Here is a 16,538-nt window from a genome sequence, read left to right as displayed (position 1 = left end):
CAGCCTCCGCCGCCGTCCAGTTCAGTCTTCTTCTTCGGTGGCGACGAGCTTCCAGTTCGGATCGCGCGAGCGCGCGTCACGAGCGAAGGTCCAGACATCCTTGACCTCGGCGACGGTTTCGGGATCGCCGTCGATGACGGCGCCGGCCTTGTCGCGGGTCGCCGAAATCAGCTCGCTGACAATGCGCAGCGTGATGTGCGCCTCGCTGCCCTTCATCTCGGCCGAAACGATGTCGGCCTTGTCGATGCCGACGAAGGAGGACTGGATCTTTTCGGCTTTCGCCTCACGGTCGCCGATGGCCGCGACGAAGCCGTCATAGACCTCGCGCGACAAAAGGTTCTTCAGCGTTTTGCGGTCGCCATCGGCGTAGGCCATGACGATCATCTCGTAGGCCATCTTGGCGCCGTCGACGAAGGTCTTCGGATCGAAGGTCGGATCATTGTCCTTGATCGCCCGCAGGCCCCGGTTGAGATCGGTGTCCGGCTTGGCAAAGGCATCGATCGCCACATAGGCATCGGCCGCCGGCTCTCCCGCCAGGCGCTTGCGCGGCAGCGAGACCACGTTCTCGGGTTTCTGGGCGGCATCCTTGTCGTTTTTGCGCGCTGCCGTATATGGATCGAAGGGTGGGCGCTCGTTGCCCGTGCGTCGGCCAAGCACGTTGCGCAGCTGGAAGAAGATCACCACCGCCGCAATCAGAAAGAAAATCGTGCCGAAGTCGAAGAAGCCCATATCTTGCGCCAATCAATCCCTGCTTTGGCCGGACCAGCGGCCAAGCAAGGGCCGCGATCACATAGCGTTCGGTATCCAAAGCATATAGAACGCATGGCGCAATCATTCAAATCAAAGGCAGCCATACCTATCTAACAGCTCTGGTGCCAGCGGCGATTGCTCGCCGGCCGGCAAAACATCGAAACGATCGGTCAAGATTTGCGTATCTCGCTGTTTCCCCTGTTCATTCTAACGCTTCCGCTGCTGGAGATAGCCGGTTTCGTCATTGTCGGCCGCCAGATCGGCGCGCTGGCGACGGTCGGGCTGGTGCTGGCCTCGAGCATTGCCGGCGCCTTGCTGCTGCGGCACCAGGGTTTTGGCGTGATGGCCAGGGTCCGTGCCGAAATGGATGCCGGGCGTGATCCGAGCGGCCAGCTTGCGCATGGCGCCATGATCGTGCTGGCCGCGATCCTTTTGATCATCCCCGGCTTCATCTCGGATATTTTCGGCCTTCTGCTGTTCCTGCCGCCGGTGCGCGATCTTGCCTGGCGGATGCTGAAAGGCCGCATCGTGCTGGCCACCGATTTCAGCAGTGATTTGCGGGCAAGGCAACGCGGCAAGACCATCGATCTCGACGACGGCGACTATTCGCGGGCCGACGACCATACGCGCGGACCGGGTTCTCCCTGGCGCCGCCTCAAGGACGAGTAGCTGCAAGGCAACCGGCGTCTTTTGCAAACTTGTCTTGTCGGGCCGGCCATGATAGCGAACGCCCGAATTTCAATCCGGTCAGCAACGCTGCCCAGGCAAAAGGACCACAGCTTATGGCCAGCAACGACGACGCGCCGACCGGCGCAGCCAACGGTAATGGAAATGCGGCGCAGCCTTCGCTCAACGTGCTTGCGCAATATGTGAAGGACCTGTCCTTCGAAAGCCCCGGCGCACCGAACTCGTTGCGCGGCCGCGACAAGGCTCCGGGCATCGCCATCAATGTCAACGTCAACGCCAACCCGCTTTCGGACAAGCAGTTCGACGTCAATTTGACGCTGAACGCAAAAGCGTCGTTCGACCAGGAAGTGCTGTTCAACGTCGAGCTGGTCTACGGCGGCGTCTTCTCCATCAGCGGCTTCCCGCAGGAGCACATGCTGCCGATCCTGTTCATCGAATGCCCGCGGCTGCTGTTCCCGTTCGCCCGGCAGATCATCGCCGAGGCAACACGCAATGGCGGCTTCCCGCCGCTGATGCTAGACCCGATCGATTTCGCGCAGATGTTCCAGCAGAAGTTGGCCGAGGACCAGGCTGCCGCCAAGGTCAAGGTGAGCTGAGGCTGGTTGGCTCGCAGCATCTTTTTGGAAAAACCCGGCGCGAAGCCGGGTTTTTTATAATGATGTCCCGCCCGACAGGCTGAAGGCCAATCGGACGCAAGCGTCGATGGTTCTCTTCAGCGGATCACTGCGCCTTCGTCATCCCAGGGCGGAGCAGGAGCGAAGCGACGTCGCGGAGACCCTGGGATCCATGCCGTGACGTCAGCCGAAGAATACAGCGGCTCAGAACGGCGCTTGTATCCGCAACTGTGCCAGCTACCCTTCAGCCATGACCGGCTATACCTACATGACCGCGAGCCAGAAGCGCGGCACGATCTACATCGGCGTCACCAACGATCTCGGCCGCCGCATGCCGGAGCACAAATCCGGCCAAGGTTCGCGCTTCACCGGCCGCTACGGCGTGCAGCGCCTGGTCTGGTACGAGGAACATTTCGACATTCGTGACGCCATTCAGCGCGAGAAGTCGCTGAAGCGCTGGCCGCGGCAGTGGAAGATCGAGCTGATCGAGAAGACCAATCCAGAGTGGTTCGAGCTTTTTCGCGGAACGGGGTGGTAGTTCGGTTCTGGTCCGCAGGCGCACTGCCGCGTGGTAACGGCATGGATCCCAGGGTCTGCGCCGCGTCGCTTTGCTCCTTGCTCCGCCCTGGGATGACGAATTGGAGGGATATTTCAGCCAATCTCCAAGGTTTGCGATTTGCCACTGAACGGAACTATCGACGTTCGCTGCCGATGACCGCAACCTGTCAAAATCACTATGCGGCGGAACTCGCTTCCGGGGGGACGCGCAGCCAGAGCGCCTTTTCGCCCAATGTGCCAACCATGCCCGCGTGCGCGGTGCGCTCGGCGTCGGTCAGGCGCGATGGCAAGGCGATCGGCCGCACACCGATCGAAATATCGATGTCGTCGACATTCTGCCTTCCGCCCGCCGGAGTCAGGATGCTGTCGAGGATGAGGCTTGCCTGCTTGCCGCCGATAAGCTCGATATAGACCTCGGCCAGCAATTCCGAATCGAGCAGCGCGCCGTGCTTGGTGCGGCGGCCGTTGTCGATGCCGTAGCGGCGGCAGAGCGCATCGAGCGAATTGGGCCCCATCGGATGCTTGCGGCGCGCCAGCGCCAGCGTGTCGACGATCCGTCCCGGATCGATGGCCGGATGGCCAAGCCGGCCGAATTCGAGGTTGAGGAAGCCGATGTCGAAGCCGGCATTGTGCGCGACCAGCTTGGCGCCGTCGATGAAGGCCAGAAACTCCTCGGCGATCTCCATGAAAGTCGGCTTGCCCTGAAGATCGGCGGCGCTGATGCCGTGCACGGCCTGCGCCTCGTGATGGATCTGGCGGCCTTGCGGGTTGATGTATTTGTGGAAGGTTCGGCCGGTCGGGAAGCGGTTGACCAACTCGACGCCGCCAAGCTCGATGACGCGGTCCTCGCGCGTGTCGAGGCCGGTGGTTTCCGTATCGAAGATGATCTCACGCATCGAATCAGTCCACTGGTTCCGGCATCATTCTAGCCGAATCACACCCGGAACAAAATGGCAACAAGTAATGTGGGTCTGCAAGCCTCTTAACCAGGCCTGCCCGCCTTATCCACGACTAGTTCGGCGATGATGGCCTTGACGGCCGCGCGAGCGGCGTCAAAGCCCTGACCGGTGTCGATGACAAAGTCGGCGCGCCGGCGCTTTTCGGCGTCGGAAACCTGCCTGGCCAGGATCGACGCCAGTTTCTCCTCGTTCATGCCCGGCCGCGCCAGCACGCGGGCGCGCTGGACTTCGGGCGGCGCGGTGACGACCACGACCTTGTCGACGCGGTTGCGGCCGCCGGTCTCGAACAGCAGCGGTATATCGAGCACGGCAAGCAGCGCGCCGGCGGCACGATGTTCAGCCAGGAAGGCATCGGCGTCGGCACGGACCAGCGGGTGGATGATCGCTTCCAGCCGTTTCAGCGCGGCGGCGTCGCCGAGCACCCGCTCCGCCAGTGCCGCGCGGTCGACCGCACCAGATCGGGTGGTGCCGGGAAAGGCCGCCTCGACCAAGGGCGCGGCCTTGCCGGCATAAAGGCGATGCACCGCCTCGTCGGAATCATGGACCGGCACGCCGGCTTCGGCGAACATCTTGGCCGCGGTCGATTTGCCCATGCCGATCGATCCGGTGAGGCCGAGCACGATCATTTTATCGCGCCGATATCGGCAATAATTATTTGCCGCAGTTCGGCGGTGACTTCTGGCCTGATGCCGAACCAGCGCTCGAAGCCGGGCACCGCCTGGTGCAGCAGCATGCCGAGCCCATCGACGGTTCTCAGGCCGCGCGCTTTGGCGGTGGCAAGCAGCGGCGTCTCCAGCGGCACGTAGACGATGTCGGTGACGATGGCGCGGTCCGGCAGTCTGCCCGGATCCGCGGACAGGCCTTCATTGCCGTGCATGCCGAGCACTGTCGTGTTGACCAGCAGGCCGGCATCTTCGAGCAATTCGCCGGTCGCCGCCATGCCATGGGCGGAGACGCCGGCACCGAAGCGGTCGCACAGCTCCTGCGCCCTCGCAAGCGTCCGGTTGACGAGGCGGATATCGCTGATGCCGCGTTGCTTCAGCGCGTGGATGACCGCGCGAGCGGCGCCGCCGGCACCGAGCACCACGGCGGGGCCGTTGGCCGCCCAGCTCGGTGCATATTCGTCCAGATTGGCGGCAAAGCCATGGGCATCGGTGTTGCCGCCCCACAATTCGCCATTCTCGAACCACAGCGTATTGACCGCACCGATCTGTTCGGCGTCGGCGTCACGCCGCGTGGCCAAAGCGAAGGCGGCTTCCTTGTGCGGGATGGTGACGTTGCCGCCGCGATAGCCTTGTGCCTGCAGCGTCTGCAGGAATTCGGCAAACGCCTCTGGTGCAACGTCGATGGCCTCGTAGACGCCGCCGATGCCGTATTTCGCCAGCCAGTAGCCGTGGATCTTCGGAGACCTGGAATGCGCGATCGGGTGGCCCGTGACAAACGCCTTTTTCGTGGCCTCAGCCATCGATCGCCCCGAACTCACGCAGCTTGGCTAGCACCGGCAAAAGTGGCAAGCCGACAATAGTAAAATAGTCGCCTTCGATTTTTTCGAACAGCTGGATGCCTTCGCCTTCGATCTGGTAGGCGCCGACGCTGGACAACGCCTTGGCGCCGACGCGCGCAAGATGGCGGCCGATGAAGGCCGGATCGAGCTTGCGCATGGTCAGGCTGGCGATGCCGACATGCCGCCACAGAATCTGGCCGTCACGGCCGAGCACGACGGCGCTGTTGAGATGATGCGTCTTGCCCGACAGCGCCAACAGATGACGGCGCGCTCCTTCCATGTCGGCCGGCTTATGGAACAGCTCGTCGCCGAGCGACAGCGTCTGGTCGCAGCCGAGCACCAGGGCGCCGGGCTTGCGCTCGCTGACGTCGGTGGCCTTGGCTTCGGCGAGCACCAGGGCGACGTCCTCCGGCGACACGCCACTATTCTGCAGCGGCGCCTCGAGCGCGCGCTCATCGACAGAAGCCGGAACCGCTTCGACAGTGACGCCGGCATTGACGAGCAGCGCTTTGCGGAACGGGCTGCCCGAGGCAAGGATGATTTTTTTTGCCATTTTTTCACCCGGTTCCTGACACTAGGGTGTGTCGAGATTCAGGTCAGGCCGAGCCGAAAACGGTGGCTTCCGAGAACCGGAGCGGAGCGTACTTTTCGTACGTGAGCACCGGAAGCGCAGGAAACCGCCGTTTGCAGGCCGGCATCACCTGAATATCACACGACCTACCGCGTCTTGCCGCGCAGGGCAACGATGGCCGCCGCCGTCTCCTCGATCGAACGGCGGCTGACGTCGATCATCGGCCAGCCATGCCGCGTGCATATCTGGCGGGCATAGGTGAGCTCTTCCGCGATCGCGGCACGGTCGACATAGTCGGTCGGCTCATAGGCGCTGGTGCCGAGAATGCGGTTCTGCCGGACTTGCGATATGCGTTCGGCGGTGGCGACCAGGCCGACGATCAGCGGCCTCCTGGCATTGACCAGGGTTTCGGGCACCGGCACGCCGAGCACAATCGGAATGTTGGCGGTCTTGATGCCGCGATTGGCGAGATAGATGCTGGTCGGCGTCTTCGAGGTGCGGGAAATGCCGACGAGCACGATGTCGGCATCGTCCATATTGGCCGGCAGCTGGCCGTCATCATGCTCCATGGTGAAATTGAGCGCGTCGATGCGGCGAAAGTATTCAGCGTCCAGCACATGCTGGGCGCCGACGCGGCGGCCGGCCGGCGTGCCGAGATAGGACTGGAACACCGTCAGCACCGGCTCCAGCACCGAGACGCAAGGCAGGCCCATGGCCGCGCAGCGTTCGTCGATACCGCGGGCAAGCTTCTGGTCGACCACCGTGTAGAGGATGATGCCCGGCTCCTCCTCGATGTCCTCGAACACCTTCGTCACCTGCTTTTCGGTGCGGATGAGCGGGTAGATATGTTCGATGGCGCGCGCGTCCTTGTATTGCGCGGAAGCCGCGCGGCCGGCGGCCAGCAGCGTTTCGCCGGTGGCGTCGGAAATCAGATGAAGGTGAAAGAAGCTCTGCGGTTTGTTCACAGGATACATTCCAGGCTGTGGGCCGATGTGGATAAGCCGGGCGGAAAACTCGGCCACCGCAAAGCGACTGTATCAGATGGCGGTTTGTCCACAATTCGATGTGCTGTCGGCTTCTCCGGGCGGTTGGGGACAAGTCCGGGGACGGAGCTTTTTGCCTTCGCTTCATCCACAGGGGCAATTTCCCTGGCGTGGCGGCAACGCATTGACTCCAGTCGTAAATTCGCGGTTTTCCACAAAGTCCTGCAATCCCGCTGGAGAAGCGCGCGACAATATGCTGGCTGGTCTTTTCGAGGGCAAAGCGGGACAGGAGACAACCACCACAACCAACAGACTCTTAGAATCATAAGATTCCTAAAAATAGAATATTTAATTATAGGGAAGCCTGGAAGGGCGAGCGCTCAATGCCTCAAGACCGGATCGTGCTGGACGTGTTGAGAGGCAAAGCGGCGTTTCCGCCGCCGCTCTGGATGATGCGCCAGGCCGGCCGCTATCTGCCGGAATACCGGGAGACGAGGAGACGGGCCGGATCCTTCCTCGATCTTTGCTACGACCCGGATCTCGCCGTCGAAGTGACGCTGCAGCCGATCGAACGCTTCGGCTTCGATGCATCGATCCTGTTTTCCGATATTCTTGTCGTGCCGCATGCGCTCGGCCGCGACGTGCGCTTCGAGGAAGGACGCGGCCCGCTGCTGACGCCGATCACGGCTGCGGAAATTGCGGCTCTCGACGGCGAAACGTTTCACGTGAATCTCGAGCCGGTCTACGAGACGGTGCGGCGGTTGCGCGCCAGACTGCCTGATGAAACGACGCTGATCGGCTTCTGCGGTGCGCCCTGGACGGTGGCGACCTACATGATTGCCGGCCACGGTACGCCCGACCAGGCGCCGGCCAGGCTGTTCGCCTATCGCGAGCCGGCGGCCTTTCTTAGGCTGCTGAAGGTGCTGGCCGATCATTCGGGTGCTTATCTGATCCGCCAGATCGAGGCCGGCGCCGACGTGGTGCAGATCTTCGATTCGTGGTCAGGCGTACTCGACGAAGCGTCTTTCGAGTTGTTCTGCGTCGAGCCGGTGGCCTCGATCGTCCGGCAAGTGAAGGCTGCCCATCCCAATGTTCCGATCATCGGCTTTCCCAAGGGCGCGGGAGATCACTATCGAAGCTATCGCCAGAAGACCGACGTGACCGGGCTGGGCCTCGACTGGACCGTGCCATTGTCGACGGCGAAGGAATTGCAGCGTGACGGCGCCGTGCAGGGCAATCTCGATCCGCTGCGGCTTGTAGCCGGCGGCAAGGCGCTTGACGACGGCGTGGGGGCGATCCTGAAGGCGCTGGGCGACGGGCCGCTGATCTTCAATCTCGGCCACGGCATCACGCCGGAGACGCCGCTCGCTCATGTCGAGCGGATGGTCAAGCTGGTGCGGAGCGCATCGTGACGATGATGGGCGCGGACAATGCGAACGGCACCAACACCGGTAAGGGCGCGATGCGCCGCGCGGCAATCGCGATCGCCATTTTCCTGGTGCTGGCCGGGCTGCTGTTGCTGTTCGGGCCCGATGATTTCTATCCCTGGGCGAAGGCGATCCATGTGATTGCCGTCATCTCCTGGATGGCTGGCATGCTCTATCTGCCGCGCTTGCTGGTCTATCATGCCGATGCCGAAAAAGGCTCCGTCCAGTCGGAGACTTTCAAGGTGATGGAGCGCCGCCTGCTGCGCGGCATCATCAATCCGGCAATGGTGATCACCTGGGCATTCGGCCTGTGGCTCGCCTGGAAAGGCTTTGGTTTTCAGGGCGGCTGGCTGCATGCCAAGATCGCTGCGGTGGTTGGCCTGTCGGCCGTGCATGGCTATCTCGCCGGCGCCGTCCGGAAATTTGCCGAAGACCGCAATGAAAAATCGGCAAGGCACTGGCGGATCGTCAATGAGATCCCTACATTGCTGATGATCGTCATCGTCGTCCTGGTTATCGTGAAACCGTTCTGACGTCTTCGGTTGCCCGCAAAAAGGCGGCTTGCTCTTTCAACCGACCGACGATAAAAGACGGGTCTTCCTTCCCGTCATGCGCCGCCCATTTATCGCTTCGGCCGCGCCCGGCATTTGTCGCATCCCGCCGATATTTTTCCCAAAGCTTACTCAGAGTCCGTCTAATGATGCAAGAAATGAAACTCACAGAGTTCAAGAACAAGAAACCGCCAGAGCTGATCGCTTATGCGGAATCGCTCGAAGTCGAGAATGCCAGCGTCATGCGCAAGCAGGAGCTGATGTTCGCGATCCTGAAGAGGCTGGCGACCCAGGATATCGAGATCATCGGTGACGGCGTCGTCGAAGTGCTGCAGGACGGTTTTGGCTTCCTGCGCTCCGCCAATGCCAACTATTTGCCAGGTCCCGACGACATCTATATTTCACCGTCGCAGATCCGGCGGTTCTCGCTGAAGACCGGCGATACGGTCGAAGGGCCGATCCGCAGCCCGAAAGAGGGCGAGCGCTATTTCGCGCTGCTCAAGGTCAACACGATCAATTTCGACGACCCGGAAAAAATCCGCCACAAGATCCATTTCGACAATCTGACGCCGCTTTATCCGACCTCGCGGCTGAAGATGGAGATGGAGGTTCCGACCTCCAAGGATATTTCGGCGCGCGTCATCGACCTGGTGGCGCCGCTCGGCAAGGGCCAGCGCGCGTTGATCGTGGCGCAGCCGCGCACCGGCAAGACGGTGCTGCTGCAGAACATCGCCCATTCGATCACCACCAACCATCCGGAATGCTATTTGATCGTGCTTCTGATCGACGAGCGGCCGGAGGAAGTCACCGACATGCAGCGCTCGGTGAAGGGCGAGGTGGTGTCCTCGACTTTCGACGAGCCGGCGGTGCGCCACGTCCAGGTCGCCGAAATGGTCATCGAGAAGGCCAAGCGCCTGGTCGAGCACGGCCGTGACGTCGTCATCCTGCTGGATTCGATCACCCGCCTCGGCCGCGCCTACAACACCGTCGTGCCGTCATCCGGCAAGGTGCTGACCGGCGGTGTCGACGCCAACGCGCTGCAGCGGCCGAAGCGCTTCTTCGGTGCTGCCCGCAATATCGAGGAAGGCGGCTCGCTGACCATCATCGCCACGGCGCTGATCGATACCGGCAGCCGCATGGACGAGGTCATCTTCGAAGAGTTCAAGGGCACCGGCAATTCGGAAATCGTGCTCGACCGCAAGGTGGCGGACAAGCGCATCTATCCGGCCATGGACATCCTCAAATCCGGCACCCGCAAGGAGGACCTGCTGGTTCCGCGCCAGGACCTGCAGAAGATCTTCGTGCTGCGCCGCATCCTGGCGCCGATGGGAACGACCGACGCCATCGAGTTCCTTATCGACAAGCTCAAGCAGACCAAGACCAACGCGGATTTCTTCGATTCGATGAATACGTAAGGGGTTGGCCGGCGCCGTCCTTCCCTTCTCCCCTTGTGGGAGAAGGTGGATTGGCACCCAGCGCCAAGCGGTTGAGGGGTGCCGGACGGAACTCCGTCGGCGCCAAGCTGGAACACCCCTCATCCGACCGAGCTTCGCTCGGTCACCTTCTCCCACAAGGGGAGAAGGGGGAGCCGCGTTGGACTCATTGCCGGTGCAACAGCCGCTCAAGCTCGTCGGCACTAGTCACCACCGGCAGGCAGACCTGCCCCGTGCAGAGCCAGGCGCCGGGCTCGGCCGTTGGCGGCAGGACGCCGCCTGGCAAGGCCGGCAGATTTGTCGCCGAGCCAACAGGCACGACGATGTCCACCCGGCGCGGGTCTGGATTTCGATTCGCAACCGGAACAAGCCTTGGATTCTCCCGTCTATCCACGATCACCAGCTTCAGCGGTTCAAGCGCCAAGGCACAGGCATTGACTATACCCGCCTGGCCATAGCCCTGGTGCTCCGCCCGCCCGCCCGCGTGCTCTGCGACTGTCCAGGCTTTTTCCCAGAGATCGAGATCGCCCGAAAGCGACGACAATCGGACCAGGGCTTCGATGATCTGGCCGGTAGCGGAAGGAATGGCTTCGTCGACATCGCCGCGGATGCGGATCGGCACATCCGCGCTGTCGGACGCGGTCAGATAGTAGCCGGTCTTGTCACTGTCCCGGTGCCAAAGCTCGAGTTGCTCAATGAAGTTCCCGGCGCGATCGATATAGTCGGGATTGCCGGTCGCCTCGAACAGTGAGATGGCGGCGTTGGCCATGGCGGCATAGTCGCTCGACAGAGCCGGAAACAGCTTCCTTGCGCCGAGCATCGAATGCGGCAGGCGGCCGTCACGTCCGGCAGCCGCAATTGCGGCAAAGGCCGCTGCCGCCGCTTCGATCCAGTCGGATCGGCCAAGCGACCGTCCGGCCTCGGCAAGGGCTGCGATCATCAAGCCGTTCCAGTCGGTCAGCGCCTTGCCGTCACGCCCGGGCCGCACGCGCTGTTCCCTCGCTGCCAGCAGCCTTTGCTTGAGCGGAACCCGAAGGTCACGATCGACGACGCTCTGCGCCTGTTGAGCATCAGTCTGGCAAATGATCGGCTTGCCTTCCCAACCATGCGGACCGGCAAGCGTGAAGTATTTGAAAAACAATGCTGAATCGTCGCCAAGAGCTGCTTCGAGCTCATCCCTGCTCCAGGTGTAGAACAACCCCTCCTCGCCCTCGCTATCGGCATCAAGGCTGGCGGCAAAGGCATCGCCCTCGACGCGCATTTCGCGCAACAGCCAGGCAATCGTCTCTTCGATTCGCAGCCGGAACAATTCCTTGCCGGTCGACGCATAGGCCCAATTGCACAAGCGGATGAGCTGGGCATTGTCGTAGAGCATTTTTTCGAAATGCGGGACCAGCCATTCGGCGTCGGTCGAGTAGCGGCTGAGTCCGCCGCCAATATGGTCATAGATGCCGCCGGCCACCATCTTTTCGAGGCTTAGGAGAACAGTGTCGCGGTGGGATGCGGTGCCGTCGCGCAGCCAGGACAGCCAGAGGCTCTGCATGAATGGCGCGTTGGGGAATTTCGGCGCGCCGCGCAGGCCGCCCAAATCGCGGTCGATCATGCCGTCAATGCCATTGGCGAGGTTCGCCAGCATGCCGCGGTCGAGCACGGCCTTGCCATGGCTGCCCGCCAGCCGCGTCTCGACATGCGTGGTCAGGCCGTCGGCACTCTGGCTAACGCTTTCTTTCTTCTCCCGCCAAGCCTTGTCAACCGCCTCCAGCACCTGGACGAAACCCGGCCGGCCGTAGCGGGCTTCGCGCGGAAAGTAGGTGCCGCCCCAGAACGGCTTGCCGTCCGGGGTCAGGAACATGGTCAGCGGCCAGCCGCCCTGCTCGCCCATCGAGGACAGCGCCGCCATGTAGATCTGGTCGATGTCGGGGCGCTCCTCGCGGTCGACCTTGATATTGACGAAGAGACGGTTCATGACGGCGGCGACGTCGTCGTTCTCGAAGCTCTCATGCGCCATGACGTGGCACCAATGGCACGCGGCGTAGCCGACAGAGAGCAGGATCGGACGCTGCAGCACCTTTGCTTCGGCCAGAGCGGCGGGCGACCATGGCCGCCAGTGCACCGGATTGCCGCTGTGCTGCTGCAGATAGGGGCTGGCCTCTTCGGCAAGCAGGTTTTGTGCAGGCAATGTCACGGCGCTACTCGATGGCGGATTGAACAAGCATAGCTAGGGCGCTTCGGCAGAGCGGGCAAATGATTTCAAAAGACTCCATCGTGGCGCTGTCGAGCGGGCGCCTGCCGGCCGGCATTGCAGTGATCCGGATTTCCGGGCCGCAGAGTCGATTCGCTGTCGAAACGATTGCGGGATCGAAGGTGTCAAACCGCGTTGCCACCTATCGCAAGTTCCGGGCGCCCGACGGATCGGTGCTGGACAGCGGCCTGGTCGTCTTCTTTGCCGGTCCCGACAGTTTTACCGGCGAGGACGTTGCAGAGTTCCATGTGCATGGCGGGCGCGCCGTTGTGGCGAGGATGCTGGAAACGATCGCCTCCTTCGACGGCGTCAGGCATGCCGAGCCTGGCGAATTCACCCGCCGCGCCTTTCTCAACGGCAAGCTCGATCTGGTCGAAACCGAGGCGCTGGCCGATCTCATCAACGCCGAAACCGAGGCGCAGCGGCGCTTTGCCGTTCACAACGCCCAAGGCGTGCAGAGCGAACTCTATCTGGGCTGGCGCCGACGGCTGATCCACGCCCGCGCGATGATCGAGGCCGAGATCGACTTTGCCGACGAGGATGACGTGCCGGGCTCGGTCGCCGATACAGTCTGGTCCGATGTCCGGGCGATGATCGGGGAAATAGAGCGCCACGTCGCCGGCTTCCGCGCTGCCGAAATCATTCGCGATGGGTTCGAAGTGGTAATCCTCGGCGCGCCGAATGCCGGCAAGTCCAGCCTGTTCAACGCCTTGGCGCGGCGCGAAGCGGCCATCGTCACCGACGAGCCGGGCACGACCCGCGACCTGCTCGAGGTGGTACTGGACCTTGAGGGGATGCGGGTCAGGGTAACCGACACCGCCGGCCTGCGCGAGGCGCCTGGCATGATCGAGGCGATCGGCATCGAGAAAGCCAGGACCAAGGCGCACAGCGCTGATCTGCTGTTGCTGCTGGAGGATCTGGCAGACCCAATCGCGATCGGTGTGCTGACGAGCGACATTCAGGCGCTGAGGGTCGGAACAAAAATTGACCTGTTGGGGGGCAAATCGCCCTCGCCCGCGGCGCACTATGATTTCGCTATCTCGACGCGGGACGGCACGGGTCTGGCCGAACTGCTGGACGAGATCGGGCGTCGTGCCGCAGTCCAGATCGGCAAGGCCGGCGATATCCTGCCGTCGCGGCTGCGGCATGTCGAGCTGCTCAACGAGACGAAACGCTTCCTGCTCGCAGCAGTGGCCAGTTGTGATCGCGGCCAGGAACTGCAGGCCGAGGAGCTGCGCCTGGCGGCGGATCGGCTCGGACGAATCGTTGGGTCGGTCGATGTCGAAGACATGCTCGATGTGATTTTTTCGCAGTTTTGTATTGGAAAATGACTCACGTGAAACATAAGGGAAGGAGCACCGGCGGTGATTCACGTGAAACACGGGCCCAAGAATAGGTGGGTACTGTTTCACGTGAAACGATCTCGCTCGTAGCGTCTCCCCTTCTCCCCTTGTGGGAGAAGGTGGCCGAGCGAAGCTCGGTCGGATGAGGGGTGTTCCAGCTTGGCATCACCTGCACTCCGTCCAGCACCCCTCAACCGTCTTGGCGCTGCGCGCCAATCCACCTTCTCCCACAAGGGGAGAAGGAAAGACAAAACGGCGCCAGGCGATCTCTGTCTGCATTGTCGGGGGCAGTCATGCGTCTGAAGCGCCCTGCGTCCTTGACAGCGCGTGCCTCCAGGGACATGTGTCGGTCCACTTGAATTCGGGATTCTGAAATGACCAATCACTATGATGTGGTTGTGGTGGGCGGCGGTCATGCTGGTTGCGAGGCAGCCAGTGCCGCTGCGCGGGCTGGCGCCAGGACGGCGCTGGTGACGCTGCGCTTCGACACGATCGGCGTGATGTCCTGCAATCCGGCGATCGGCGGCCTCGGCAAGGGCCATCTGGTTCGCGAGATCGACGCCATGGACGGGCTGATGGGGCGCGTCGCGGATGCCGCCGGAATCCAGTTCCGCCTGCTCAACCGCCGCAAGGGGCCAGCGGTGCGTGGTCCGCGAACGCAGGCCGACCGAAAACTCTATCGCCTCGCCATGCAGGCGGCAATCCGCCAGCAGGCCGGCCTCGATGTCATCGAAGGCGAGGTGCTGGATTTCGAAATCAACAACGGGGAAATCGACGACGGACGCATCGCGGCGGTGCTATTGGCGGATGGGAGCAGGTTCGCCTGCGGCGCCGTGGTGCTGACGACCGGCACTTTTTTGCGCGGGCTGATCCATATCGGCGAAAAGAAGATCGTCGCCGGCCGCATGAACGAGCAGGCGAGCATCAGCCTGTCGGCGACGATGAGCCGCGCCGGCTTCAGGCTCGGGCGGCTGAAGACCGGCACGCCGCCGCGGCTGGACGGCAGGACGATCGATTGGGCGTCACTGGAGAGCCAGGCGGCGGACGAGGACCCCGTGCCGTTCTCGCTGCTGACCGATCGCATCGAAAATCCGCAGATCCATTGCGGCATTACCCGAACGACCAATGCAACGCACGAGCTGATTCGCGCCAATCTCGGCCGCTCGGCCATGTATTCGGGGTCGATCGAAGGCGTCGGGCCGCGTTATTGCCCGTCGATCGAAGACAAGATCGTCAAGTTCGGCGACCGCGAAGGCCACCAGATCTTTCTGGAGCCGGAAGGGCTGGACGACGACACGGTGTACCCGAACGGCATTTCGACCTCGCTGCCCGAGGATGTGCAACTCGACATCCTGAAGACCATTCCGGGGCTGGAGCGGGCAACCATGCTGCAGCCGGGCTATGCCATCGAGTATGACCATGTCGATCCACGCGAGCTCAAGCCAACGCTGGAAACCAGGCGGATCGCCGGCCTTTTCCTCGCCGGCCAGATCAACGGCACCACCGGCTACGAGGAGGCCGGCGCGCAAGGGCTGCTTGCCGGCTTGAATGCAGCGCGCAAGGCGTCGGCGAGCGAAGAAATCGTGCTGAGCCGCACCGAAGCCTATATCGGCGTGATGGTCGACGATTTGACCAGCCGCGGCATCGCCGAGCCGTACCGCATGTTCACCTCGCGGGCCGAGTTCCGGCTTTCGCTGCGAGCCGACAACGCCGATGAGCGGCTGACGCCACTGGCGATAAGGCTGGGGATTGCCTCGCCGGAGCGGATGCAGCGGTTCAACAATGGTATGCAAGACCTTGAGAAGGCGCGACAGCTCGCCCTCGGCACCACCATGACCCCCAATGAGGCAGCGCGCCATGGGCTCGAAATCAACCGGGACGGCGTCCGTCGCTCGGCCTATGAGTTGCTGGCCTATCCCGGCGTCGACATCGCTTGGCTGGCGCGGGTCGATCCGGCTTTCGCGGCGATCGACAGCAAAACGGCCGAACGTCTTGAAACGGAAGCCAAATATTCTGTCTATCTCGACCGCCAGCAGGCCGATGTTTCGCAGATCAGGCATGAGGAGAGCAGGCTTATTCCCGAGTCGCTCGACTTTGCTTCTGTTCCCGGCCTGTCGAACGAGTTGAAGCAGAAGATGCTGGCACGCCAGCCGCGCTCGATTGCCGATGCGCAACGCATGGAAGGCATGACGCCGGCGGCGCTGGCGATTATTGTCGCCCATGTCCGCAATGCCGAGGCGGCCGCGCGAAAGCAGGTCGCGTGAGCGCTGCGTCCTGGGCAAACCTGCAGACGGCAGCGGGCCCGGTTTCACGTGAAACATTCGATCGCCTGGTCGAGTTCGAGGCCGTCTTCCAGAAATGGAACCGCCGGATCAATCTGGCCGCGCAATCGACGCAGGACGATGTCTGGCGCCGCCACATCCTCGACAGCGCGCAGCTGGCGCGAATCAAACCAGAGGCGAAGCGCTGGGTCGATCTCGGCTCCGGCGGTGGGTTTCCGGGCCTTGTGCTGGCCTTTTTGCTTGCCGAGCGGGACGGCGCCGGTATCGACCTGGTTGAAAGCAACCGGAAAAAAGCATCGTTCCTGCAAGCGGTCATCGGACAGTTCAGCCTGCCCGCCAAGGTTATCGCGCGCCGCATCGACGACAGCTATCCTCTTGTTCCAGCACCGCAAATCGTCACAGCCAGGGCACTCGCCTCGCTGCCGGCTTTGCTCAACCTGGCGGCACCGTGGCTGACCAAGGGGTCGCGCGGCCTGTTTCACAAAGGCCGGGATTACCGCGCCGAATTGGCAGAAAGCGCTCAACGATGGTCTTTCGATCTGGTAGAACATGCCAGTGCAACCGACGCGCAGGGCGTCATTCTCGAAGTATCCGACTTGCGACAGCACCCTGGCTTGTGACCGGCGACCCAAAT

The 16,538-nt window shown here is 62.6% G+C and carries 16 protein-coding genes; 9 read left to right on the top strand and 7 right to left on the bottom strand.

The window, feature by feature from the left end:
- Positions 1-21: 21 nt before the first annotated feature.
- Positions 22-729, bottom strand: coding sequence for a Tim44/TimA family putative adaptor protein (locus NKJ28_RS16915; RefSeq protein WP_352453662.1), 708 nt, complete (start codon positions 727-729; stop codon positions 22-24).
- A 198-nt stretch (positions 730-927) separates the two neighbouring features.
- On the opposite strand from NKJ28_RS16915, the gene NKJ28_RS16910 reads away from it, so the two are divergent.
- The 3 genes from NKJ28_RS16910 (at position 928) to NKJ28_RS16900 (ending at position 2,589) form a co-directional block, all read left to right on the top strand.
- Positions 928-1,419: an FxsA family protein gene (locus tag NKJ28_RS16910; protein ID WP_352570108.1), complete on the top strand. Its 492-nt coding sequence runs from the start codon at positions 928-930 to the stop codon at positions 1,417-1,419.
- A gap of 113 nt (positions 1,420-1,532) precedes the next feature.
- On the top strand, positions 1,533-2,033 hold the full coding sequence (gene secB / locus NKJ28_RS16905) for a protein-export chaperone SecB (RefSeq protein WP_023675917.1): 501 nt from the start codon (positions 1,533-1,535) through the stop codon (positions 2,031-2,033).
- 268 nt (positions 2,034-2,301) lie between these two features.
- Positions 2,302-2,589, top strand: a complete 288-nt coding sequence (locus NKJ28_RS16900) for a GIY-YIG nuclease family protein (protein ID WP_352570211.1) — start codon at positions 2,302-2,304, stop codon at positions 2,587-2,589.
- A gap of 196 nt (positions 2,590-2,785) precedes the next feature.
- On the opposite strand, the gene dnaQ is transcribed toward NKJ28_RS16900, so the two are convergent.
- From dnaQ to NKJ28_RS16875, 5 genes are all read right to left on the bottom strand, one after another.
- Positions 2,786-3,505, bottom strand: coding sequence for a DNA polymerase III subunit epsilon (dnaQ, locus tag NKJ28_RS16895; RefSeq protein WP_352458814.1), 720 nt, complete (start codon positions 3,503-3,505; stop codon positions 2,786-2,788).
- Between the two features lie 86 nt (positions 3,506-3,591).
- Entirely contained in the window at positions 3,592-4,194 is a 603-nt protein-coding gene (coaE, locus tag NKJ28_RS16890; RefSeq protein WP_352636499.1) for a dephospho-CoA kinase, read from the bottom strand.
- Positions 4,191-5,033: a shikimate dehydrogenase gene (locus NKJ28_RS16885; protein ID WP_352636498.1), complete on the bottom strand. Its 843-nt coding sequence runs from the start codon at positions 5,031-5,033 to the stop codon at positions 4,191-4,193. The genes coaE and NKJ28_RS16885 overlap by 4 nt, the downstream gene beginning before the upstream one ends.
- Positions 5,026-5,625, bottom strand: coding sequence for a Maf-like protein (locus NKJ28_RS16880; RefSeq protein WP_352636497.1), 600 nt, complete (start codon positions 5,623-5,625; stop codon positions 5,026-5,028). The genes NKJ28_RS16885 and NKJ28_RS16880 overlap by 8 nt, the downstream gene beginning before the upstream one ends.
- Positions 5,626-5,789: 164 nt before the next feature.
- Positions 5,790-6,608: a pyruvate, water dikinase regulatory protein gene (locus NKJ28_RS16875; protein ID WP_352453668.1), complete on the bottom strand. Its 819-nt coding sequence runs from the start codon at positions 6,606-6,608 to the stop codon at positions 5,790-5,792.
- Between the two features lie 401 nt (positions 6,609-7,009).
- Here NKJ28_RS16875 and hemE point away from each other — a divergent pair, with 401 nt between their 5' ends.
- The 3 genes from hemE (at position 7,010) to rho (ending at position 10,019) form a co-directional block, all read left to right on the top strand.
- Positions 7,010-8,038 carry a uroporphyrinogen decarboxylase gene (gene hemE, locus NKJ28_RS16870; protein WP_352636496.1) on the top strand — a complete coding sequence of 343 codons (1,029 nt, stop codon included), beginning with the start codon at positions 7,010-7,012 and terminating at the stop codon, positions 8,036-8,038.
- 2 nt (positions 8,039-8,040) lie between these two features.
- Entirely contained in the window at positions 8,041-8,586 is a 546-nt protein-coding gene (gene hemJ, locus NKJ28_RS16865) for a protoporphyrinogen oxidase HemJ (RefSeq protein WP_031211566.1), read from the top strand.
- A gap of 167 nt (positions 8,587-8,753) precedes the next feature.
- Positions 8,754-10,019 (top strand): transcription termination factor Rho, encoded by a 1,266-nt coding sequence (rho, locus tag NKJ28_RS16860; protein ID WP_023675925.1) that lies wholly within the window; start codon positions 8,754-8,756, stop codon positions 10,017-10,019.
- Between the two features lie 184 nt (positions 10,020-10,203).
- On the opposite strand, the gene NKJ28_RS16855 is transcribed toward rho, so the two are convergent.
- Positions 10,204-12,222 carry a thioredoxin domain-containing protein gene (locus NKJ28_RS16855; RefSeq protein ID WP_352636495.1) on the bottom strand — a complete coding sequence of 673 codons (2,019 nt, stop codon included), beginning with the start codon at positions 12,220-12,222 and terminating at the stop codon, positions 10,204-10,206.
- A 59-nt stretch (positions 12,223-12,281) separates the two neighbouring features.
- On the opposite strand from NKJ28_RS16855, the gene mnmE reads away from it, so the two are divergent.
- From mnmE to rsmG, 3 genes are all read left to right on the top strand, one after another.
- Positions 12,282-13,610, top strand: coding sequence for a tRNA uridine-5-carboxymethylaminomethyl(34) synthesis GTPase MnmE (gene mnmE, locus NKJ28_RS16850; RefSeq protein WP_352636494.1), 1,329 nt, complete (start codon positions 12,282-12,284; stop codon positions 13,608-13,610).
- Positions 13,611-13,996: 386 nt separating this feature from the next.
- Entirely contained in the window at positions 13,997-15,886 is a 1,890-nt protein-coding gene (mnmG, locus tag NKJ28_RS16845; protein WP_352636493.1) for a tRNA uridine-5-carboxymethylaminomethyl(34) synthesis enzyme MnmG, read from the top strand.
- Positions 15,883-16,524 (top strand): 16S rRNA (guanine(527)-N(7))-methyltransferase RsmG, encoded by a 642-nt coding sequence (rsmG, locus tag NKJ28_RS16840; protein ID WP_023675929.1) that lies wholly within the window; start codon positions 15,883-15,885, stop codon positions 16,522-16,524. Before mnmG ends, rsmG begins: the two co-directional genes overlap by 4 nt.
- Positions 16,525-16,538 lie beyond the last annotated feature (14 nt).

Origin of the sequence: Mesorhizobium sp. M0145 (genome assembly GCF_040322355.1) — a bacterium.
GTDB lineage: Bacteria > Pseudomonadota > Alphaproteobacteria > Rhizobiales > Rhizobiaceae > Mesorhizobium.
The sequence above is the reverse complement of the archived record's forward strand: the minus strand, read 5'-3'. Positions and strand labels throughout refer to the sequence as shown.

Bases quoted from the DNA above. Each gene is read 5' to 3' on its own strand.
- NKJ28_RS16915 (WP_352453662.1), bottom strand. From the start codon at position 729: ATGGGCTTCTTCGACTTCGGCACGATTTTCTTTCTGATTGCGGCGGTG.
- hemJ (WP_031211566.1), top strand. From the start codon at position 8,041: ATGATGGGCGCGGACAATGCGAACGGCACCAACACCGGTAAGGGCGCG.
- hemE (WP_352636496.1), top strand. From the start codon at position 7,010: ATGCCTCAAGACCGGATCGTGCTGGACGTGTTGAGAGGCAAAGCGGCG.
- NKJ28_RS16880 (WP_352636497.1), bottom strand. From the start codon at position 5,625: ATGGCAAAAAAAATCATCCTTGCCTCGGGCAGCCCGTTCCGCAAAGCG.
- mnmE (WP_352636494.1), top strand. From the start codon at position 12,282: ATGATTTCAAAAGACTCCATCGTGGCGCTGTCGAGCGGGCGCCTGCCG.
- dnaQ (WP_352458814.1), bottom strand. From the start codon at position 3,505: ATGCGTGAGATCATCTTCGATACGGAAACCACCGGCCTCGACACGCGC.
- mnmG (WP_352636493.1), top strand. From the start codon at position 13,997: ATGACCAATCACTATGATGTGGTTGTGGTGGGCGGCGGTCATGCTGGT.
- rho (WP_023675925.1), top strand. From the start codon at position 8,754: ATGCAAGAAATGAAACTCACAGAGTTCAAGAACAAGAAACCGCCAGAG.
- coaE (WP_352636499.1), bottom strand. From the start codon at position 4,194: ATGATCGTGCTCGGCCTCACCGGATCGATCGGCATGGGCAAATCGACC.
- NKJ28_RS16885 (WP_352636498.1), bottom strand. From the start codon at position 5,033: ATGGCTGAGGCCACGAAAAAGGCGTTTGTCACGGGCCACCCGATCGCG.
- secB (WP_023675917.1), top strand. From the start codon at position 1,533: ATGGCCAGCAACGACGACGCGCCGACCGGCGCAGCCAACGGTAATGGA.
- NKJ28_RS16900 (WP_352570211.1), top strand. From the start codon at position 2,302: ATGACCGGCTATACCTACATGACCGCGAGCCAGAAGCGCGGCACGATC.